Source organism: Klebsiella sp. BIGb0399 (assembly GCF_003752615.1).
Classification (GTDB): Bacteria; Pseudomonadota; Gammaproteobacteria; order Enterobacterales; family Enterobacteriaceae; genus Klebsiella; species Klebsiella lignicola.
The window spans coordinates 1,395,654-1,416,070 of record NZ_RKHT01000005.1 but is presented as its reverse complement, the minus strand read 5'-3'; the positions used below and the strand labels follow the sequence as shown (position 1 = coordinate 1,416,070).

The 20,417-nt window shown below is 59.2% G+C and carries 18 protein-coding genes; 8 read left to right on the top strand and 10 right to left on the bottom strand.

The genetic code is table 11. The features are described 5' to 3' along the window. Window positions 1-54: 54 nt before the first annotated feature. Entirely contained in the window at window positions 55-969 is a 915-nt protein-coding gene (gene ldcA / locus EDF82_RS07035) for a muramoyltetrapeptide carboxypeptidase (protein ID WP_123754839.1), read from the bottom strand. A gap of 95 nt (window positions 970-1,064) precedes the next feature. Between ldcA and emtA the strand changes: the two genes are divergently transcribed. After that, window positions 1,065-1,676, top strand: a complete 612-nt coding sequence (emtA, locus tag EDF82_RS07030; RefSeq protein WP_123754838.1) for a membrane-bound lytic murein transglycosylase EmtA — start codon at window positions 1,065-1,067, stop codon at window positions 1,674-1,676. A gap of 48 nt (window positions 1,677-1,724) precedes the next feature. Here emtA and EDF82_RS07025 read toward each other — a convergent pair whose 3' ends face one another. The 9 genes from EDF82_RS07025 to EDF82_RS06985 form a co-directional block, all read right to left on the bottom strand. Then, a complete protein-coding gene (locus EDF82_RS07025; protein ID WP_123754837.1) occupies window positions 1,725-3,845 on the bottom strand; it encodes a TonB-dependent siderophore receptor in 2,121 nt (706 codons plus the stop codon). 264 nt (window positions 3,846-4,109) lie between these two features. Beyond that, window positions 4,110-4,751, bottom strand: a complete 642-nt coding sequence (locus tag EDF82_RS07020) for an MOSC domain-containing protein (protein ID WP_227540108.1) — start codon at window positions 4,749-4,751, stop codon at window positions 4,110-4,112. 40 nt (window positions 4,752-4,791) lie between these two features. Beyond that, complete coding sequence (locus EDF82_RS07015) at window positions 4,792-6,762, bottom strand: TonB-dependent siderophore receptor (protein WP_123754836.1); 1,971 nt, start codon at window positions 6,760-6,762, stop codon at window positions 4,792-4,794. A gap of 25 nt (window positions 6,763-6,787) precedes the next feature. Next, entirely contained in the window at window positions 6,788-7,642 is an 855-nt protein-coding gene (gene modD / locus EDF82_RS07010; RefSeq protein WP_123754835.1) for a ModD protein, read from the bottom strand. Continuing rightward, window positions 7,639-8,442 (bottom strand): bifunctional 2-polyprenyl-6-hydroxyphenol methylase/3-demethylubiquinol 3-O-methyltransferase UbiG, encoded by an 804-nt coding sequence (locus EDF82_RS07005; protein WP_123754834.1) that lies wholly within the window; start codon window positions 8,440-8,442, stop codon window positions 7,639-7,641. Before EDF82_RS07005 ends, modD begins: the two co-directional genes overlap by 4 nt. A 2-nt stretch (window positions 8,443-8,444) precedes the next feature. Beyond that, a complete protein-coding gene (locus EDF82_RS07000; RefSeq protein WP_123754833.1) occupies window positions 8,445-9,209 on the bottom strand; it encodes an ABC transporter ATP-binding protein in 765 nt (254 codons plus the stop codon). After that, a complete protein-coding gene (locus tag EDF82_RS06995; protein WP_123754832.1) occupies window positions 9,206-10,198 on the bottom strand; it encodes an iron ABC transporter permease in 993 nt (330 codons plus the stop codon). The genes EDF82_RS07000 and EDF82_RS06995 overlap by 4 nt, the downstream gene beginning before the upstream one ends. Continuing rightward, a complete protein-coding gene (locus EDF82_RS06990) occupies window positions 10,195-11,220 on the bottom strand; it encodes an ABC transporter substrate-binding protein (protein WP_123754831.1) in 1,026 nt (341 codons plus the stop codon). The genes EDF82_RS06995 and EDF82_RS06990 overlap by 4 nt, the downstream gene beginning before the upstream one ends. Before the next feature lie 182 nt (window positions 11,221-11,402). Further along, a complete protein-coding gene (locus EDF82_RS06985; protein WP_123754830.1) occupies window positions 11,403-13,154 on the bottom strand; it encodes an alpha,alpha-trehalase in 1,752 nt (583 codons plus the stop codon). Window positions 13,155-13,374: 220 nt separating this feature from the next. Here EDF82_RS06985 and EDF82_RS06980 point away from each other — a divergent pair, with 220 nt between their 5' ends. From EDF82_RS06980 to EDF82_RS06950, 7 genes are all read left to right on the top strand, one after another. Beyond that, entirely contained in the window at window positions 13,375-14,268 is an 894-nt protein-coding gene (locus EDF82_RS06980; RefSeq protein ID WP_123754829.1) for an alpha/beta hydrolase, read from the top strand. Between the two features lie 206 nt (window positions 14,269-14,474). Continuing rightward, window positions 14,475-15,914: a circularly permuted type 2 ATP-grasp protein gene (locus tag EDF82_RS06975; RefSeq protein WP_123754828.1), complete on the top strand. Its 1,440-nt coding sequence runs from the start codon at window positions 14,475-14,477 to the stop codon at window positions 15,912-15,914. After that, window positions 15,908-16,837 carry an alpha-E domain-containing protein gene (locus EDF82_RS06970; RefSeq protein WP_123754827.1) on the top strand — a complete coding sequence of 310 codons (930 nt, stop codon included), beginning with the start codon at window positions 15,908-15,910 and terminating at the stop codon, window positions 16,835-16,837. Before EDF82_RS06975 ends, EDF82_RS06970 begins: the two co-directional genes overlap by 7 nt. Continuing rightward, window positions 16,834-17,649 carry a transglutaminase family protein gene (locus EDF82_RS06965; protein WP_123754826.1) on the top strand — a complete coding sequence of 272 codons (816 nt, stop codon included), beginning with the start codon at window positions 16,834-16,836 and terminating at the stop codon, window positions 17,647-17,649. Before EDF82_RS06970 ends, EDF82_RS06965 begins: the two co-directional genes overlap by 4 nt. A gap of 18 nt (window positions 17,650-17,667) precedes the next feature. After that, complete coding sequence (locus tag EDF82_RS06960) at window positions 17,668-18,408, top strand: proteasome-type protease (RefSeq protein WP_123754825.1); 741 nt, start codon at window positions 17,668-17,670, stop codon at window positions 18,406-18,408. A 217-nt stretch (window positions 18,409-18,625) separates the two neighbouring features. Next, window positions 18,626-19,612 carry a fatty acid desaturase gene (locus EDF82_RS06955; RefSeq protein ID WP_123754824.1) on the top strand — a complete coding sequence of 329 codons (987 nt, stop codon included), beginning with the start codon at window positions 18,626-18,628 and terminating at the stop codon, window positions 19,610-19,612. Then, window positions 19,602-20,393: a phosphate/phosphite/phosphonate ABC transporter substrate-binding protein gene (locus tag EDF82_RS06950; RefSeq protein WP_123754823.1), complete on the top strand. Its 792-nt coding sequence runs from the start codon at window positions 19,602-19,604 to the stop codon at window positions 20,391-20,393. Before EDF82_RS06955 ends, EDF82_RS06950 begins: the two co-directional genes overlap by 11 nt. The last annotated feature ends 24 nt before the right edge of the window (window positions 20,394-20,417 follow it).

Below are 20,417 nucleotides of genomic sequence, written 5' to 3'. Positions count from 1 at the left end.
ATGAGGCTCAGTTTACCAACCCTCGGAGTATCCTGAAATGTGTAACAGAAGATTTTATTCTGTTAGCACCGGATGCCCGCTGAGCGTTAAGGTCGTGGTGATGTCGCGATGCACCAGCCGCGCGTTTGCGCCAAGCGGCAGGGTGACGGTTCGCTGTTCGTGGCCGAAATCCAGCCCGCTAATCACCGGGATATCCAGCTGGGTGCGCAGATAGTCGTAGACTGCCGGCAGGTCATAACCGGCGTCGTAATCGTTCGGGTTCGCGCCGCTGAAGCTGCCGAGGATCAGCGCCTGCTGGCGGGCGAGAACGCCGCTGTGCAGCAGCTGCAGCAGCATGCGCTCGACGCGGAATGGATGCTCGTTAATATCTTCCAGCACCAGAATGCCGTCGCTAATCTGCGGCATCCACGGGGTGCCCATCAGCGATGTGAGCATCGCCAGGTTGCCGCCCCACAGGGTGCCTTCGACATCACAGGGCTGGCCATCGCCCGGCCATTCAAGGGTAAATTCCGGGCTGCGCAGCGCCTGCCAGAAGTGGTGCCATGTAAACGCGTTCATCGTTTCCGCACCAAAGTTACCTGCCAGCATCGGACCGCTGAAGGTGATTATGCTACCCTTTGCCAGCAGGCCCATTTGAATCGCTGTGAAATCACTGTGGCCGCAGATTAAAAGCGGATTTTCCCGCTGGCGTGCGGCCAGGGCCTGCCAGTCGATATCCGGCAGCAGGCGGCTGGCGCCGTAACCGCCGCGCACCGGCATCACGATGCGGTTAGGGCCTTCGAGGGTAGCCAGCTGGTTAATATCGTTCAGGCGCTCATGTTCAGTTCCGGCAAAGCGCTGTTGCCGACGGGGGATGACCTCCTGGTGCATCACCTGATGTCCGGCCTCCTGCAGACGTTCAACGCCGCGGAGCGCCGCCTCCTGGTTAATGCAGTAGCCTGAAGGGGCAACCAGATAAAACTGAGACATGACAATTCCTTGCTAAGAATGAAAGGGTTATCATGCCGCCTGGAGGGATTATTGTCATCTCCAGACGGCAAACTTCAGCCAATAAGGATAGATGTGTGAAATTGAGATGGTGTGTTTTTTTGATGGTATTGTTGGCCGGTTGTAGCTCGAAAAAGGATTATCGTAACCCGCCGTGGAACGCTGAAGTTCCGGTCAAGCGGGCGATGCAGTGGATGCCGATCAGTGAAAAAGCCGGTGCGGCGTGGGGCGTTGACCCGCAGCTGGTGACGGCGATTATCGCCATTGAATCTGGCGGTAACCCAACGGTGGTCAGTAAATCCGGCGCGGTAGGCCTGATGCAGCTGAAGCCTTCAACATCGGGTCGCGACGTTTACCAACGCATGGGCTGGCGGGGTGAGCCGTCGGTGAGCGAGCTGAAAAATCCCGAACGCAATATCTCAATGGGGACCGCTTACCTGAGCATCCTCGAAAACGGCCCGCTTGCCGGGATTAAAGACCCGCAGGTGATGCGCTATGCGGTGGTGGTTTCCTACGCCAACGGCGCCGGGGCGCTGCTGCGCACGTTCTCTTCGAATCGCCAGGATGCGATTGATGAGATCAATGATATGGATGCCGATGAGTTCTTTGAACACGTGGCGAAGAAGCATCCGGCACCGCAGGCCCCCCGCTATATCTGGAAGCTGCAGCAGGCGCTGGACGCCATGTAGCCATCTGGAGCAGGCCCCCGGCCGGTACCTGACCACCGGGGGCGTTTATCAGAAGTCGTAGCCGACGGTGGCGGTGATGCTACGCTCGGCGCCCCAGTAGCAGTTGCCGGTGCCGTAGCAGCCGGAGACATACTCCCGGTCGCTGAGGTTGTTGGCATTGACCTGAACAAAAGCCCCTTTCAACGACGGCGACCAGACGCCGAGATCGGCGCGAACCATCGCATCCAGCAGCGTTACCGACGGCAGACGCTCGGTGTTGGCATCATCAGCCCACTGTTTACCAATATAGCGCACGCCAGCTCCCGCGCTGATCCCGGCCGGGAACTGATAACGCGCCCAGAATGAAGCCATCTGATCCGGCGTGAGCTGCGGGGTATTGTCGTTGGTGCCATCTTTGGTGTCCTGGAAGCGCAGGCGGTTCCAGGTGTAGGAGGCCAGGGTGCTCAGCTCAGGCGTAATCTGGTTATGCATCTCCAGCTCGACCCCTTGCGAGTGAACTTTGCCGGCCGGAATAAAGGTGGCGGTGGCGATATTCGGATCGCGGGTGGCCACGTCTTTCTGGGTTAAATCATAGATGGCGATACTGTACATATCGCGGGTCCCCGGAGGCTGGAATTTCAGCCCCGCTTCCAGCTGTTCGGCGGTGGTCGGTTTCAGCAGCGTTCCGTCGGCGCCCGGCAGCATCGCCGGTGTAATGGCCTGGCTGTAGCTCAGGTACGGCGAGAGGCCGTTTTCCAGGGCATACAGCAACGACGCGCGACCGCTGATATGGTCATCGGAACGGCGGCTGGAGGTGCCGAAGGTATCGCTGACCTGCTGCGAGACGATGCGATCGTAACGGCCGGAAACATCAAGATGCCAGCGATCCCACACCATTTCATCCTGCAGATAAATCCCGGTCTGATAGTAGCGACGATTATTGTTATCGCTGTAGGTCACGGTGTGTCCGGTTTGCGCGGTATAGCCGCTAAACGGATCGAGCGGCGAGGCGCTGCCGGCACCGGTCCACAGATCGTTGCGGAAGCGGTGATATTCCGCCCCGAGGATCAGCGTATGGGCCAGTTCACCGGTGGTGAAGTCGGCGCGCAGGCGGTTGTCGGTGGACCACGCATCCAGCGATCCACGAGAGCCGCTGTAGCCGCGGGCCAGCATATCGCTGTCGCCAACCCAGCCGACCTGGTAGACCTGATCGAGGGAGACGTTGGTATGGGTGTAGCTCCCGGCGGAGTAAGCCGACCAGGTATCGTCGAACTGATGGCTAAACTCGTAGCTGTAGATCTGCTCGCGACGCTGATAGCCGTCGGACGGATCGCCTTCATTGGTGCTGGTGGAGAGCTTGCGCCCGTTGTGCGCGTAGCGGGTGCCGTCCAGCGGCAGCGAGCCGTGGTAGCCGCCCGACGGATCTTTTTGCAGGTAAGCGCGCAGTAACAACGAGGTGTCGGCGTCCGGCTGCCAGAGCAGGGACGGGGAGATGGCATAACGCTCTTCACGGGTATTGTCGTACTGGGTGTCGCTGTTACGCGTCATCCCGATGATCCGGTACGCCCACTGGTCGTTAATGGCATCGGTATAATCGAAGGCGGCCCCTTTGGTGTTTTGCGTCCCGCCGCTCAGGCGGAAATGGCCTTCGGAAGTAAACTGCGGGCGTTTCGAGGTCAGGTTAACCACGCCGCCGGGCACGCTCTGGCCATACAGCGCCGAAGAGGGGCCGCGGATCACATCAACCCGCTCGATAAACCACGGGTCAATCTGCAGGACGTTGTGGCTCCCGCCATCGCTCATCAGACGCATGCCGTCGAGGAACAGGTTATCCACGTCGCCGCCGTGATAGCCGCGCAATGACACCGTATCAAAACGGGTCGCGCCGCCGCCAAAGCTGGAGTACACGCCTGGGGTATATTCCAGCGCCTGGCTGATGGTGTTGGCCCCCTGGTCATCCATTTGCTGTCGGGTGATCACCGAGACCGACTGCGCGGTGGTGATTAACGGCTGGTCGGTTTTGGTGGCCCCGGCGGAGGTTTTCGCGCTATAGCCCTCGGTGGGGGCGGTGGCGGAGTCAACGGGTTGCGCGGTGACGACCACGGTCTCTTCCGCCACGCTGGCGAGAGGGAAGGCGGCGGCCAGGGCGCACAGGAGCGCGGAGCGTTTAAAGGTGGTGCGGGCGATCATGGCATAATCCTGAGTAACCGCAGCCTGGTACTCCTGTACGCCGCTACGGAAAAGGCGAAAGTGTCTTCTTTCGTAAAAAAGTAATGCGAATTATTATTGTTACTCTTTGCGTTATCAAGTGATGATTGCGTAGCGTGACAATCAAAACCCATGAAAAGGTTACTGTTTACTGAGTACATCTGGGACAGCGCGGGGCGTGCGGGACAGTCGACGGGATGACTGGCTACCAGATCTGGTAGCCAGGGTGAACGAAAACCAGGGGAGTTACGGACGACTGTCTAAGCGTAGTAACGCAATCGCCCGCCAGGGCGCGGCAAGGTAGGGCATTGCCGATAGCGCCAGCAGCTCTTCCCTGGTGCCGCCGTCACCGAAGATAATCGATTGAACCCGGCTGAGCGGCCACTCTGTGGCGGAGCGGTCGATCAGCCGGAATGTATCACCGCAACGTGTTTCTCCGGGCCTGACAACCCGATAAAACCAGCCGTTGCGCGACAGGTTGTGCATCAGCATCGGCGCATCAGGATCCTGTAAGCGCGTTGCCATCGTCTGACAGGCAACGCGTCCCCAGCTGATTTGCACTTCAGCATCGCCAAGGCGAAACACATCGCCGGGACAGACGTCGTGTTCCGTCATCCCGTAAGTGGAAAAGTTTTCGCCAAACAGACCGGTATACAGATGCTGCCCGGAGAGTGCCGGGTATCGTTCACGCCAGAATTCATAATGTTCGCGCGCATAGTGCATCAATGCACAGTCCGGATCCTCAAAATGTTCCTGAACGCCGTTGTCTGCCTCCAGACCATGGGCACTGAGGTACACGCTGCCGCTTAATGCGACTTTGCGTAGTGAACCATCCGCCTGGCGTTGATTGCCGAGTATCGAACGTAGCACCACGTTAACATCTGTCATTATAGGGTTCTCCATATAGCTCCGCAGGGCGGAGAATGAATCAGAAGGTGTATTCCACGCCGGCCCAGAAGTTTCGGCCCTCTTCGATAAACCCCTCGCTATAGTAGTAGCGGGTATCAAAGAGATTATTGATTGAGGCGTTGAGGCTAAAGCCGTGACCAATGGCATAGTCAGCACGCAGGTGAGAGATAGCGAACCCTGCCGCTGTTTGCGAACCGTCGCTGTTGCTGTAGCTGGAAGAACGCGCCTCTTCAGAGAGCGTAACCTTGAGTGACGCCGTCGGTTTAAACGTCAGCCAGGCGTTGAGCGTTTGGTCCGGCAGGCCGGTAATTTTGCCCACGTCTTGTTGCTTAGGATTGCTGTGGACCCAGCCATAGCTTAGCCCGACGTCCAGCCACGCCAACGGCGATCCCTTAATGCCCAGATCAAGACCGGTATAGTCGACCTGGCCGCTGTTCTGATTCTGAACCGTATCGGCATCAATATTAATCGACAAAATTGCGTCCGCTGACCTGTTGTACCAGGCGCTGATTTCATAGGCCCAGCTATCGCTAAGATGACCGTTCCAGGTCAGGTCAAGGCTGCGGGCTCGCTCGGGTTTCAGCTGCGGGTTGACCAACGAAATCTGATCTTTGGCCGGTTTAGTCGTGGTGTAGCGCTCTTTTAGCGTCGGAAAGCGGGTGCGATCGGACCAGGAAAACGCGAGGGTATCCTGATTAGCAAAATGATAGCGGGCCAGCGTTTCCCAGTTGAACGCATTCTGCCTGTTGCCGTCATAGCGGGTCAGGCTGCCGTTTTTTTCATGTTTTATGCCCTCAATACTGTTGCGCCAGTCGTAGCTCAACCCGACGACGATATCGAGATTGTCCATCGCCTCCCATTGATATTCGCTGGCGAATGACCAGGTACGATCCTGGTAACGATCGTAGGGCCCGTCACTGGTACTTTTTTCTCGGTGGACATCATCTTTCCAGTTGACGGCAAAGGCGAGCTGATCGTTATGACGAACGTCGGCGGAGAGCTGTAGACCCGCGCCGGTGCTGTAATCGTTATAGCGGCTGTAGATGCCATTTTTGCTACGCAGATCGTCCAGCGAGTTATACATCATCAGGGTATTTTTGAAGGTGTCGTGATACAGGCGGCTTTTTAGCGTGAAACGCTCGCCGAGGTGCGTTGTGCCTTGATAGTAGTAGCTCTCTTTATCGTACTCCGGCCACTGCCAGTATCGGGCTTTCTGCGAACTGCTCCCGGCATAGGGTGGGTTCTGTTTCTCGCCATCCTGCTTAATCCAGGTCAAGGCGTACTCATCATTGCCTCGTGGGGTGAAGCCGAGCTTCACGATGCCGCGTTTATCATCGCTCGCCGAATTTGTCATTTTGCCGTCTTCACCGGCGACCGGGTTGGTTGTTCCATGCGGCAACCCCAGGACGTCGCGCTTCAGGCGGCTGCCGCTGAGCTGGAAATAGCCCAAATCATTGCTTGCGCCAAATGAGGCATGCGTGTCATAGGCATTGTCTTCACTGCGGCTCCAGCCTTGGCGGTAGCCGATGTTGGCTTCCAGGGGCTTGGTCGGGCGAGGTGTCGTAATATTGATAGTACCCCCCATCTGGTTGGGGCCTTGAAGCAAGGAAGAGTAGCCTTTCGATACTTCAACTGAGGCCACGTCCGAGGTGAGAAAGCGCCCGAGATCGAGATTGCCATCGTAGGGAACATAAACCGGTACACCGTCGAAAAATACGGGTACCTGGCGGCTGTCAAAGCCGCGCACTTTTACCTGCAGTTCATTGCGGTTACCTGATTTTTGCAACACCACGCCAGGTACAACCGAAAGGGCGTGTGCAACATCCTGTTTATCCAGACTCTGGATAGTCTCCTGCCCGAGAATGCTGATCGTTGTTGCGGGAATGGCGCTGGACCATACGGTCATTGCCTCTTCCGGGCGTTCCGCCCACGCGAGCTGACTGACCAGCAGACCGATCGAGATACAAAGGTACTGTTTCCTGACTCTCATTTTTATTATTCCTTTATCAGTTTTTTTATTTTGATGCCTTCGGCTGCAGTCGAACCTGAATATCAGCCGGCGGCGCGTACCACGGCGCCGAAGTTATAAACAACTCAATTCCACAATCGAGGTATTGCCCCAGGCTGCCCAGGGTGATCCCGCCGGTCAGCGCCAGCGTGCAAGCAGGGGCAATATCGCGAGCGTGACCGGCGACCTGACGGGCCTGTTCGGGGGTAAATTTATCCAGTTGCAATATGTCGGGCTGCGCCTGCAGCGCGGCCAGTGCTTCGGGGAGGGTGTCGGATTCGACCGCCACTTTCTTTTCAGGTGAGCGCTGGCGCAGCAGGCTAATCATCTGTGCCCAGTCGCCGTTATCCGCGAAAAAATGCCGGTGGTTGGCAAATAACAGCAGGGTTTCGGCACAGCCGGCGCGGTGGATCAAGCCACCTGCTGCAACGATGGCCTGCGTACCGAGCAGGCGGGTGCCGGGAATCGCCTTACGAGTACAGGCGATGTGCGCATCGGGAAGACGGGCATGCAGCAGGTCCAGCATCTGCGACACATAGTTTGATACGCCGCAGCTCCATTCGAGCACGTTCTGCGCTGCTTTCCAGCCCTGATGCAGCGCGCTGGCGCTGCCGCTCGCCCGTAGCAACAGCCCGCAAGGTGCGGCCTGTTCGCCATCTGCAAGGGAGGTCGTGACCGTCAGGCCAAGGCTACGCAGCATCTGGGACGCAGGAGAAATGCCGCTGACGCAACCCCCCTGGCGATGACGAAATTCCATGATTCCGGGCTGGCTACCGATCCCCAGCGCCCGGGTTGTCAGGTCGCCACCCTGAATATCCTCCATCAGCCATGCATCGGTGAGCGCCTGGGGGAAGTAGATCATGCCGTCACTCCGCAATCCCAGGAGATGAGCGCCCAGTCCCGGGTGGCGGGCGCGATGGTTTGTGGGTCTTGTTGCTGATACCAGTGCTGAAGCCGCGCGCGGTCTTCATCGTTCAGCGCGCCAAGCGTCCAGCTGACGTTCTCCTCAAAACGCGCAAAAGTGGTGTTATCCCCCTGGCAGTTACCGCCGCGGATAAAATCGACCCGCGCCTGAATTCCCATCTGATACAGCACGTTCAGCGCGTAGATGTAGTTAGGCAGCTCGATGACTTCGCGTCCTAATGCCCGTTGGATGGCCGGTGACATAAACGTCGGGCTGACAAGGTGGGTGGTATAGACGCGCAGTCGCGCCTGGCGATTGAGCTTCGTCATTGCTTCGCGCATATCGCTCACCAGCGTTGAGCGCGAGGCGACCGCGATATCGCAGCGGGGAATGTCATCCCATGTGGCCTCCCAGGAACGACAGTGCCAGTGCGCATGAGTGACGTTCATCTGCGCAGCGCGCGCTCTGGCGACATCCAACATCTTCGGGCTGTAATCAACGCCGTGGACCGCGCGGAGTTTGTCAGCCAGTGCCAGGGCGACAGTACCCGGCCCGCAGCCCATATCGAACAGGGTCTGGGCGCCGGTTAAGTCGATTTTTTCCAGTAATTGTACGAGATAACCGTCTGCTGGCCGCGCGCAGTTGACGGCCATTTTTTGCGCCCTGGCGTCCCAGTGGGCGGGGGTCTTTTCCGTGCGTCCGGCAATCTTGAGCTGTTGTCGGTACAGGTGGGCAAAATCAATATCATCAATAAGCATCATCATTCCTCAAAGTGAACGTTGCCGAGATGGCGGTGGATTTGGGCGGGGGTCACGCCGTAGAGTCTGGCGAGGTTATTCGGTTGCAGCTGCGTGCGCGGTTCACCCAGGTCTGTCGTCCCGTCTGGCTCCACGCTGAGGACCGTGTCGGCGATGGCGAGGGCGTGCAGCGGATGATGCGTTGCCATCAGCAGCGTGATACCGCGCCGGCGAAGCTGTTGTAGGGTATCGAGCAGGCGAATTTGATGACCAAAGTCGAGGCTTGAGGCCGGCTCATCGAGCAGCAACAGCCGTGACCGTTGTGCCAGCGCCCGGGCAATAAGCGTCAGCTGACGTTCACCGCCGCTCAACGTCGCGTAACTTCTGCTGGCGAGGTGGGCGATGCCGAGGGCATCCAGTTGTGCAAGGGCAATATCCCGTTCGCGGCTGGAGGGTTGGGAAAAGGTGCTGATATGCGGGCTAAGTCCCATGAGTACCATATCAAGGACATGAAAGGTGAACACGGCGTCATGCGCTTGCGGTACCCAGGCAATGGCGCGTGCGCGTTCGCGGGCGCACATCTGACTGATATCCACATTATCGATCAGCACCTGACCTGCACGCAGGGGAAGAAGGCCGAGGATCGATCGCATCAGGGTGGTTTTACCGCTGCCGTTGGCCCCCAGCAGGCAGCAAATCGAACCAGGCGATAGCGAAAATGACACCTCGCGAAGCACCACCCGACCCGGATAACCCACGTCAGCGTGCTGTACCCTGAGCATCGTCATGGGCGGCTCCCACGAATCAGTAGTACCAGGAAAAACGGCGCGCCAACAAACGAGGTCAGGATCCCAAGCGGGATCTCGGTCGCGCTCAGGCCACGCGCCAGGGTGTCAGTGAAGAGCAGCAGAATTGCGCCGAGCCCCATTGATACCGGCAGTAGACGCTGGTGATTACTGCCAATGAGCAGGCGCCCCGCGTGCGGGATGATGAGCCCGATCCAACCAATAATCCCGGCCACGGCCACGGCGCTGGCGGTAGTCAGGGTGGCACAAACCACCACTATCAGCCGCAAACGTGTGACATCAATACCCAATGAACGGGCTTCATCATCAGACAGCGTCAACAGGTTAAGGCGCCAGCGCAGCAGCCATAGCGGCAGACACCCGACGATCATCAGCGGGGCGGCAAAGGTCAGATCGCGTGGGGTAATGTCCGCTAACCCTCCCAGCAACCAGAAGGTGATAGAAGGGAGCTGTGTATAGGGATCGGCAAGGGTTTTGATTAATGAAATGCCAGCGCCGCATAAGGTTCCCAATGCAATGCCCACCAGTACCAGGGTGAGCGCCGGATCGCGCCGCGTGATGACGCGGGACAAGGCCCCGACTCCCGCCACCACCAGCAGACCGCCGCAAAAGGCAAATAACTGGATAAAGAATGTCGATAAGCCACACCAGATAGCAAGGCAGGCACCCAGACCCGCACCGGCGGCAACTCCAAGGATATCCGGCGAGACCAGCGGGTTACGGAACATCCCCTGGTAGGCCGTCCCCGCCGCACAGAGGGCCGCGCCGATGGCCAGTGCGGCCCCAATACGCGGCAGGCGTATCTGCCAGAAAACGACACCGGCCTGCGGTGGAAGCGAGGCGCTGTCAGGCACAAACAGGAGATCGAACAGACCTCCGACGGTGAGATCCCATGGCCCGGTGAGTAAGGCGCCCATAATGGTCAGGAGCGCGGCAAGCAGCAAGATCGTGCTAAGCGTGGATATTTTCATACGCTATGCATCAGCGTGGCGTAGCGGGCAGGGGTCAGCGTGCTGTGCCAGAAGATTTCGCTATAGCGGGTCAAATCTTCCTGAAGCGAACGCTGTATCCGCGGGTCAAGCCAGGCGTGCAGCCGACGCATTCCTGCAAGACGATTAATGCCCGGCGGGGCATCCAGCCAGCCGAACGGCAGACCGTCCAGCAGCATAACCTGGCGTTTTGCCACGGCGGTGACGCTCTGCCACGCCGGATCCTGCAGGATGTAATCGCGGGTGGCGGCATTTTGGGTCAGGATCAAGTCCGGCTGCCACGTCAGCAGATTCTCCAGTGAGACCTGGGTCAGCCCACTGCGCCCGGCAACCCGAGCGACGTTTTCCAGCCCCAGCAGTTCCGCCGCTTCGGTATGCAGCGAGCCGGCCAGTCCGGTCTCCAGCCCTTTAGCCCCGCGTGCCGCATAAAAGCGTGTTCGAGCCCCGGCTCCGGTTGAAAAAGCCTGGGCATCGGCGATAAATCTCTGCGCCAGCGCCGCCTGTTGCCGCGTACGGTCTTCGGTGCCGACGATTTCGCCAATCGCTAGAAACTGTTCGGCAGATGACGCCAGCGTTCCGCCGATCAATACCCACGGAATGTGACTGCGTTCGCTGATCCGCTGGGCCTGGGAGAGCCAGCTACCGTCGGTATCGCCGCAGTCCACCACCAGATCTGCCTCAAGCGCGAGCAGCGTTTCCAGCGACAGCGTACTGGCGTGTCCGGCCAGTCGGCCCAGTTTGGGAAGCCGGGCGATTTCCCCCGGGAAAGGTACATCCGGGAAGCGAGAAAAGTCGAAAGAGGAGAACCCCAACAGTTTTTCCGGCGCGGCGGCTAGCAGCAGCATGTCAGCCGGTGAGCCTGCGCTGATTATCCGCCGGATACCGGTGGGAGAGGGGCGATTACCGATGCTGAAAACCACAGGTGAGGCTGCCGTAGCCTTCAGGCTGGGGAAGCAGAGCAGGAAGCTGAGTGACTGGAGGAACGTCCGTCGCGAAAGAGGCATATGTTTCCATCCTGAAACAAATTGATTAAATTATCGCTGTATATTTACATATATAGCGATGGGTGGATTGCTTGAGATCAAGACATCTTGAATTAGATCGTTGCCGATCGACTCAGGAGGAAATGCAGTAAAGGCTGGTCTGGAAGAACAAGACGCGGCGGCGATCCCGCCGCGCCAGAGGGTTACGGCGCCGCTTTTGCTGCCGGAGCCGCGACTGCATCGTTGGCGGCAGGTGCGGTGGTGGGGGGCGTGCTGGTGGCGGTCGCCGGTTGGGCTGTACTGTCGACCGGGCGCGTGGCCGGCAGCGAGTCGCAGGGTTTGTCCTGCGGGCAGACCAGATCCAACATTTTCAGCGTCACACCGTTGGTCCAGCCGAAGCCGTCCTGCAGTGGATATTCACCGCCGCCTCCGCCGGTGCCCGTCGAGCTGACGTCATACTTTTCAACCAGTTTTTGCTGGCTGTTATAAGTGTGCTGGACGTTGCTGAGGAAGCGCCAGCTGACCTCGAGGGCGACCTTTTTCTGACCGTAGTTCTGCAACCCTTCCGCGGCCACCCACTGCAGCGGCGCCCAGCCGTTGGGCGCATCCCATTGCTGGCCGCTGTTGACGGTGGTGGTGGTTAAACCGCCGGGTTTCAGCAGTTGCGATTCGGCGGCAGCGGCCACCTTCGCGGCCCGCTCGCTGGAGGCGGCATTGACGTACAGCGGGAACAGGGCGGCGGCGGTCAGCTGGTTTCTGACCTTATGGGTCTTGAGGTCGTAATCGGCGTACCAACCTGCTTTATCGTTCCACAGATATTTCTCCAGCGCCTTCTGACGGGCATTGGCCTGGGCGTCATACTGCGTCGCCTTGCCGTTATCCCCGGCCGCTTTGCTGGCCCGGGAGAGCACCTTCTCCATGTGGAACATCAGGGCGTTCAGGTCCACCGGCACGATGCTGGTAGTGCGAATGGTGCCCAGCTGCTGCGGGTTATCCATCCAGCGCGAGCTAAAATCCCAGCCCGAGGCGGCGGCGGAACGCAGGTCACGATAGATCTCGGTGGCCGGGCGATTAGGGTTGTTCTTCGCGGTGGTCACATCATCAAGCCAGGATTCCGGGCGCGGGGTGTCATTATCATCCCAGTAGCGGTTCAGCAACGCGCCATCTTCCATGCGCACTACCCGCTGGTTGGCTTTCCCTGGCTCCAGCGTATCGGCGCCTTTCATCCAGTACTGGTACTCTTTTTCCATCTGCGGCAGGAAGGTTTTTAGCGCCTGATCGCCCTCGTGGCTGGCGAGCAGCTCCACCATAAACGGGAAGAACGGCGGCTGCGAGCGGCTCAGATAGTAGCTGCGGTTGCCGTTGGGGATATGCCCCCAGGTGTCAATTTCAGAGGCGAAGTTCGCCACCATATCGGCAACTTTATCCCAGTGGCCGCTCTCCGCCAGGCCCAGCATGGTGAAGTAGCTATCCCAGTAATAAACCTCGCGGAAACGCCCGCCGGGAACCACGTACGGTTTGGGCAGCGGCAGCAAAGAATCCCACTTCTCGACCTCAACGGTACTGCGGGTCAGCACCGGCCACAGGCCGTTAATATGCTGACGCAGCGTCTGGCCTTTCGGCGGCACATACTGGTCATTCTCTCGCGGCAGGGTGAAATTGAGCTCGACGAAATGGCGCAAGTCGAAGCTGGTCTGGTTTTTTTGCATCCGATAATCGGCGAGGATCATCAGCGGGTCGCTATTGGGAATGGCGTCGGCAAAGGTTTTTTGATCGGCGAAGAGCCGGGCGCTTTGCACATCGTTGAACAACGGTCCGAGCAGAATATCCGGGGATTGCGGCGTGGGGTGATTTTCCAGGGCCTGGGCGCTCAGCGTCGATAGCGCAAACAGCGCGCCTCCCAGCGCTATAGCGTAGGGCAGCGTAGGGGGGCGACGTGAAACCTGACTCGTCATGGGGCGTTCTCCTTATTATTTCAGACGGTCTTACCACTGCGTTTGACCATCAGAAAACCTTAGACGAAGATCCGCCGTCCGGGGTGTTGCAGATAACATTTTGCGTGAAAACAGATAATTTACCTGCCATTCCCCGCAGGCTGGCGACACGGCAAAACAAAAAACCTATGCTGATCGGCAGCTAATGCTGGCCGCAATTTGCCGGGTGAGGAGGGTGCAGGTGGATCGACGTCATTTTCTGCTGCTGGGGGCCGCGTCGCTGCTGGCAGGCCGCGCTGCTCAGGCCCTTGACGCTCCGCAGCAGCGATTAAATCTCTGGCCGGGAGAACCGCCGGGCGGCGGTGGCCCTTCCGGCGGGCCAGTGCTATCGGCAAGCGGCGCCCTCAGCCAGGTTGCCGTGCCGCAGCTGTCGGTCTGGCAACCGGCGACAGCCCGTGGGCACGGCGTGCTGATTGCCGCCGGAGGCGGGTATCGCCATATCGAACTGGCGAAGGAGGCCTGGCCTGCCGCACGCTGGCTGACGGCGCGCGGCTATACCGCCTATGTACTGAGCTACCGGCTGCCCACGGAAGGCTGGCGGGCCGGGGCGCTGGCGCCGTTACAGGACGCCCAGCGGGCGCTGCGCCTGATCCGTCAGCGCGAGCAACGAGTCAGCCTGCTGGGGTTTTCCGCTGGCGGACATCTGCTGGGCATGGCCGCCTGCCGCGCCGCTTTTGCGGCGTACCCGGCGATAGATGCCCTCGATACGCAGCCCGCCCGCGCCGACGGGGCGGCGCTGATTTACCCGATTATTTCCCTGCTGCCGCCCTACAGCCATACCGCGACGCACCGGATCCTCGCCGGGCCGCATGCCAGTGAGTCGGTTGACCGCGCCTGGTCGGTACAGAGCTATGTGAATGCGCAAACCCCGCCCTGCTTTCTGGTTCAGGCCGAAGACGATCCGGTGTCCGATCCGCATAACACGCTGATCATGGCCGACGCCTGTCGCCAGCATCAGGTTCCGGTCAGCCTCTATCGGTATGCTCACGGCGGGCACGGTTTTGCCATGGGGCGTGCCGGTACTCAGACCGTCGAGTGGCCGGAGCACTATGCACAATGGCTGAAGGGGCGATAACCGTCATGGCGCAAACGGCCGGTTTTTTGCCTCATGGTGGTGCAAAACGGGCCTGGAACCAGCCAGCGCGCTGGTGATTTTTTGCACAATCGCGCGGCACCTTCAGGAGGCATTGCACGCCGATCTCGCGACCCGCTACCTGGCATAATAAATGCTTATCTCTTACCGGGGTTACCCCAAAGTGAGTACAACCGGAGGAGACGGCCATGATAAAAATAACGCTTCCTGACGGGCATTATTATGATGAGATGCTTACCGCGCAGGGACAGCAGCGTCAGCACTATAACGCCTGGTGGCAATGGTTTCACAGCACCGATCAATTCTCTATCCGGCAAAAGAAACAGCAGGCGGAACTGCTTTTTCACCGTATCGGCATCACCTTTAACGTCTACGGGGAAGATGAGGGGACCGAGCGCTTAATTCCGTTCGATAGCGTACCGCGCATTATTCCCGCCGCAGAGTGGAAGAGGATCGATCGCGGGATCCGCCAGCGGGTCAAAGCGCTCAATGCCTTTTTATACGATATCTATCATGATCAGAATATCCTGCGTGCCGGGCTGATCCCGGCGGAGCAGGTGCTGGCCAATGAGCAATATCAGCCCTGTATGCAGGGCATCGACCTGCCCAATAATACCTATGCGCACATCACCGGCGTCGATATGGTGCGCAACAGCGACGGCCAGTATTACGTGCTGGAGGATAACCTGCGGACCCCGTCAGGGGTGTCGTATATGCTGGAAAACCGCAAGATGATGATGCGTCTCTACCCGGAGATGTTCGAAAATCACCATATTGCGCCGGTGGAACGCTATCCGGGCTATCTGCTGCAGACATTGCGTGAAAGCTCGCCGGTCGACGACCCCTGCGTGGTGGTGATGACGCCGGGGCGTTTTAACAGCGCCTATTTCGAACACAGCTTCCTGGCTCAGCAGATGGGGGTTGAGCTGGTGGAGAGCGCCGATCTGTTTATCAAATCGGGCGCCGTCTACATGCGGACCACCGAAGGGCCGCGTCGGGTGGATGTGATCTACCGGCGTATCGACGATGCCTATCTCGACCCGCTGGCCTTCCGTGCCGATTCGATGCTCGGGGTGCCGGGGCTGCTGTCGGTGTACCGCGCAGGCGGAGTGGTGCTGGCCAATGCCATCGGCACCGGGGTGGCGGACGACAAGTCTATCTATCCTTTTGTGCCGGAGATGATCCGCTTTTATCTCGGCGAACAGCCGATCCTCAACAATATTCCAACCTGGCAGTGCCGCAAGCCGGAGGATCTCCAGTACGTGCTCGGTAATCTGGAGACCATGGTGGTCAAGGAAGTGCATGGCGCCGGGGGCTACGGCATGCTGGTGGGGCCGCGCTCAACCAAAGAGGAGCGCGAGGCGTTTCGCCAGCGTCTGCTCGCCAACCCGGCCAACTATATCGGACAGGACACCCTCGCGTTATCGACCTGCCCGACGTTCGTGGAAGACGGCCTGGCACCGCGACACATTGATTTACGTCCCTATGTGCTCTCCGGTCATGAGATCCGCCTGGTGCCCGGCGGCCTGACGCGGGTGGCGCTCACGGAAGGCTCGCTGGTGGTGAACTCATCGCAGGGCGGCGGCACCAAAGATACCTGGGTAATGGAGGATGACGAATCATGCTGAGCCGGACTGCGAGTGAACTTTTCTGGATGGCGCGCTATCTGGAACGCGCGGAAAGCTATGCCCGGGTGCTGGACGTGACCTGGAAGTTATCGATGATCCCGCGCCACAGCCAGCAGTCCAGGGACCTGGCGTTGCCGCTGAATTTATCCTCAACCCATGAGCTGTTTCAGGCGCGGCATGCGCGTTTTACCATGAGCAATCTGCTCAATTTCTTCGCCCTCGATGGCAACAACCCGTGCAGCATTTACAGCTGCGTGGAGATGGCCTGGAACAATGCTCACGCGGTGCGCGGCAGCCTGTCAGCGGAGGTGTGGGAGTGCATCAACGCCACCCGCATTGAACTGCGTAAGCTGCGCCAGCAGGGGATTAGCGAGCTGGGCCCTGACGGCTTTTTCGAATGGGTCAAAGAGCGGGTGCACCTGTTTCGCGGGGCGGTTATCGGCACGCTGCTGCGCAACGATGCGCTGAGCTTTATCGGCATCGGCACGTTAATCGAACGGGCCTATTCCACGACGCAGCTGCTGTTGATTAAGGACCAGCAGCTGAACAGCGACCCGGATTCGGTGCGCGAATACTATCGTCTGGACACGCTGCTGAGCGCGGTCAGCGCCCGGGAAGCCTACAACAGCATATATCGCCAGCCGGTGAGCCGGGAAACGGTGATGGAGCTGCTGATCCTGCGCAATGACGTGCCGCGATCGCTTCGGGCCTGTATCTCTGACCTGATTGGTCAACTGGAGCATATTGCCAACGATCGCTCCCATCTGCCGCTGCGCCTGGCGCATCAGCTAAACGTCGATCTGCGTTTCAGCACCCGCGACGATCTGGCGAGCGCGGATATCCAAAGTTACCTCAACGGGCTGCTGGCGCGCATTAACGCCCTGTCCGACAGCATCAGACAAACGTATCTGGAGGCGCTATGAAACTGGTCATCGATCACCTGACCCGCTATGGCTATGACGAAGAAGTGAAGTTTTCGACCCAGTATCTGCGCCTGACGCCGCGCAGCACCGGGCGGCAAACCGTGAGCTCATGGACGCTGACGCTCCCGGATGGCTCGGCGATAACTACCACCGACGCCTGGGGCAACGTTCTGCATGTGTTAACCCTCGACAACCCGCATAAGGAGATTGCGATCCGCGCCAGCGGCGTGGTGGATATCGCTGAGGACGAGGAGGAGAACGAAATCCTTGAGGCGGAGTTGCTCTCGCCGCTGGTCTTTTTGCGCAGCACGCCGCTGACGCGCGCCGACGAGCAGATCCGTGAATTTGCCCAGCGCCTGTATCGCGGCGACGACCCGGAGGAGAGCCTGAATCAGCTGATGGCCGAGTTGCAGCTGAGAATGCCTTACACCCCAGGCTCCACTCAGGTGCAGGACAGCGCCGCCGATGCCTTTGCGCGTGCCAAAGGGGTCTGCCAGGATCATACCCATGTGTTCCTCGCCTGCTGCCGGGCGCTGGAGATCCCGGCGCGCTACGTCAGCGGCTACGTCTACAGCGATAATGCCCAGCACGTCGCGATGCACGCGTGGGCGGAAGTGTGGCTGAACGGGCGCTGGAAATCCTTTGATATCACCAACAACACCCGCCATCTGAACCAGCATCTGCGTCTGGCGACCGGGCTGGACTATCTCGATGCCTGCCCGGTACGCGGTACCCGGCTGGGCGGCGGCGGGGAAATTATGTTAACCAATGCTGAAGTGCGCGAATATTCGCAACAGGCGCAGCAGCAATAAGGGCAGGAACAAACGACGATGACCTACTGTGTGGCCATGTGTTTAGAAGACGGGCTGGTTTTTGCCTCCGACTCCCGCACCAACGCGGGGGTGGACCATATCGCGACCTTTAAAAAGCTCCATGTTTTTGCCAAAGACGGTGAACGGGTGATGGTGCTGCAATCCGCCGGCAATCTGGCCACGACCCAGAGCGTGATAAGCCTGCTGACGACGCGAATGGCGACGCAGCAGGAACCGCATCTGATGCAGGTCAGTTCGCTGTATGACGCGGCGATGCTGATTGGCAAAACGCTGCAGGAGGTGATTCAGCGAGACAGCAGCAACCAGCAGAACTGCGGCAACACCAACTTCAACTGCAATCTGCTGCTGGGCGGGCAGATTGCCGGTGAAACCCATCGTCTGTTCCATATTTACCCGGAAGGCAACTTTATCGAAGCGTCGAGCGATACGCCTTATTTCCAGATTGGCGAAAGCAAGTACGGCAAGCCGATCATCGACCGGGTATTAAGCCGCGAGACATCGCTGGAGCAGGCGATGTGCTGCGCCCTGATCTCGATTGACTCTACGCTGCGCAGTAATCTCTCCGTCGGCCTGCCGCTGGACACGCTGCTGTACCGCAGCGACAGCCTCAGCAGCGGCGAGCAGCACCGCATCACCGACAACGATCCCTACTTCAATACCATCCGCAAAGCGTGGTCCGAAGGGCTGCAACACACCTTCCTGACGCTGCCGCCGTTTGGGGCCGGCAATCAGCAGTAGGGCGGCCGGCGGCTGATACCGCGGTGGCCGATGCCACCGGGGTATCGCTCGCGGCGCGGGCGTTATCTGCCGGTGACATATTTTGCCTGACAAACGGTGTGCTCAGCGTCTGATATTCCGTTTCTGCAAAAGCTAAGTGATTTAAATACTTTGTTTTTTTCTTTCATTTCTCACATCGTCGGGAGGTCAACGTCACGCACAAAGAGTCCCGGTAGTCATGACAAAAAAAACGTCGATGTATCTGCATCCACAGCAACGTGCGCTTCTCCGTCAGCTGTCCCGTCGCTGGCTATGGCGCAGTGAATTACCCACCTGGTTATTAATTATTGTGGTCTATGGCGGCTGGTTTATGACGCTGACGTACTGGCAGACGCTGGGGATTTTCCCGGCGACGGTGCTGCTGATCTGGTTTACTGCCTGGTATATGTCGTTGCAGCATGAGCTGATTCACGGCCACCCCACTAACCGGGCGTGGTGTAACCAACTGCTGGGCACGCTGCCGCTGGCGGTGTGGTATCCCTACGGCCTTTACCGGGACTCCCATCTGGCGCACCACCATAACGAGCGTCTGACGTTGCCGGTGGATGACCCCGAATCCTACTATTTTACCGACGAGAGCTGGCGGCGTTTCTCGCCCTGGCAGCGTCAGGTGATTCATCTGCGCAATACCTTTATCGGCCGGCTGCTGCTGGCCCCGCTGCTGGATATCGGGCAGACGCTCGCCAGCGCGGTGAAGGCGTTTCGCTATCGGCAGGGCAAAGCGATGGCGATGTGGCTGATTCACCTCGGCTTGCTGGCCGGGCTGCTGGCGTGGATCGCGCACTGTGATTTTTCACCGCTCTATTATGTGGTTGCGGTCAGTTATCCGGCGCTGGCACTGACCAAAATTCGTTCCTTCCTTGAGCACCGGGCCGCAGACGATCCGTTGGCCCGGTCGGTCATCAATGAGGCCGGACTGGTGTGGCGGGTGCTGTTTCTTAATCTGAACTACCACGCTGTACATCATGATCTGCCCGGCGTTCCGTGGTACGGCCTGCGAAAAATCTACCTGCTTGAACGCGAGCGCTATCAGCAGCGTAATCACGGATTTTTGGTGCGAGGCTACGGGGAATGGTTACGCGCTTTTCTCTTCAAGGCAGTGGAGGTCAACGCCCATCCCGGCATCAAAAGCGTTAAGCCGGACGGAGAACATGATGCGCCATAATGTCGATTTACCGATGTACGCCATTCACCCTCAGGAGAATCAGGCTTTAGAGGCTGCGGTACGAGAACTTTTGCAGGCCCGGGGAATTGCCGCGAGTCTGCCGTCAACCGCCACGGATTTACTCTCCCACTGGCGTCAACCGGATCTGTTGCTGAGCCAGACCTGCGGCTACCCGCTCGTGACTTTGCTGCCCGACGTTCAGACGGTAGGGTGCTTTCACTATGGGGCCCCCGGCTGCGAAGGGATCGAATACCGCAGCCTGCTGGTGACGCGTGCGGCAAATAGCCCACGGCAACTGGCCGATTTTCACGGACTGCGGGCCGTCTGTAATTCGCCCGATTCGCAGTCAGGCTACAATGTGCTGCGAAAGATGATCGCGCCGCTTGCCCGCAACGGACATTTTTTTGGCGACGTCATTTTCAGCGGCAGTCACCGACAGTCACTTATCGATTTACAGCAAGGCGCGGGGGATATTGCCGCCATTGATTGCATCAGTTGGGCGCTGCTGGCCCGCCATGAACCTGCGGTGCTGGAGGGGTTGTGCGTTATTGAGCGAAGCCCACTGGCGCCAGGGCTACCGCTTATCACCGGGCCGCAAACGTCAGCGGAGACTCTGGCGGGCTTGAGAGCGGCGTTGCAACAGCTGGTCAGCGACCTACAGTATCGTGAGCGCTGCGACGCGCAGTTTATCTGTGGGTTTAGCCCGCTGACCCGGGCACCCTATAACCGGCTGCTGGCATGGCGGGAAGAGGCGCGACTGCAAGGGGTAAGCCAATTGTAAGTGACCGGAGAAGCGGGCTTCTCC

What these genes read in the sequence shown, in the direction of transcription:
- EDF82_RS06970 (WP_123754827.1), top strand. Translation starts at nt 15,908, where the DNA reads ATGCTGAGCCGGACTGCGAGTGAACTTTTCTGGATGGCGCGCTATCTG.
- EDF82_RS06990 (WP_123754831.1), bottom strand. Translation starts at nt 11,220, where the DNA reads ATGCCTCTTTCGCGACGGACGTTCCTCCAGTCACTCAGCTTCCTGCTC.
- EDF82_RS06960 (WP_123754825.1), top strand. Translation starts at nt 17,668, where the DNA reads ATGACCTACTGTGTGGCCATGTGTTTAGAAGACGGGCTGGTTTTTGCC.
- EDF82_RS06955 (WP_123754824.1), top strand. Translation starts at nt 18,626, where the DNA reads ATGACAAAAAAAACGTCGATGTATCTGCATCCACAGCAACGTGCGCTT.
- EDF82_RS06975 (WP_123754828.1), top strand. Translation starts at nt 14,475, where the DNA reads ATGATAAAAATAACGCTTCCTGACGGGCATTATTATGATGAGATGCTT.
- EDF82_RS07015 (WP_123754836.1), bottom strand. Translation starts at nt 6,762, where the DNA reads ATGAGAGTCAGGAAACAGTACCTTTGTATCTCGATCGGTCTGCTGGTC.
- modD (WP_123754835.1), bottom strand. Translation starts at nt 7,642, where the DNA reads ATGATCTACTTCCCCCAGGCGCTCACCGATGCATGGCTGATGGAGGAT.
- ldcA (WP_123754839.1), bottom strand. Translation starts at nt 969, where the DNA reads ATGTCTCAGTTTTATCTGGTTGCCCCTTCAGGCTACTGCATTAACCAG.
- EDF82_RS07025 (WP_123754837.1), bottom strand. Translation starts at nt 3,845, where the DNA reads ATGATCGCCCGCACCACCTTTAAACGCTCCGCGCTCCTGTGCGCCCTG.
- EDF82_RS06995 (WP_123754832.1), bottom strand. Translation starts at nt 10,198, where the DNA reads ATGAAAATATCCACGCTTAGCACGATCTTGCTGCTTGCCGCGCTCCTG.
- EDF82_RS07020 (WP_227540108.1), bottom strand. Translation starts at nt 4,751, where the DNA reads ATGACAGATGTTAACGTGGTGCTACGTTCGATACTCGGCAATCAACGC.
- EDF82_RS06950 (WP_123754823.1), top strand. Translation starts at nt 19,602, where the DNA reads ATGCGCCATAATGTCGATTTACCGATGTACGCCATTCACCCTCAGGAG.
- EDF82_RS07000 (WP_123754833.1), bottom strand. Translation starts at nt 9,209, where the DNA reads ATGACGATGCTCAGGGTACAGCACGCTGACGTGGGTTATCCGGGTCGG.
- EDF82_RS06985 (WP_123754830.1), bottom strand. Translation starts at nt 13,154, where the DNA reads ATGACGAGTCAGGTTTCACGTCGCCCCCCTACGCTGCCCTACGCTATA.
- EDF82_RS07005 (WP_123754834.1), bottom strand. Translation starts at nt 8,442, where the DNA reads ATGCTTATTGATGATATTGATTTTGCCCACCTGTACCGACAACAGCTC.
- EDF82_RS06965 (WP_123754826.1), top strand. Translation starts at nt 16,834, where the DNA reads ATGAAACTGGTCATCGATCACCTGACCCGCTATGGCTATGACGAAGAA.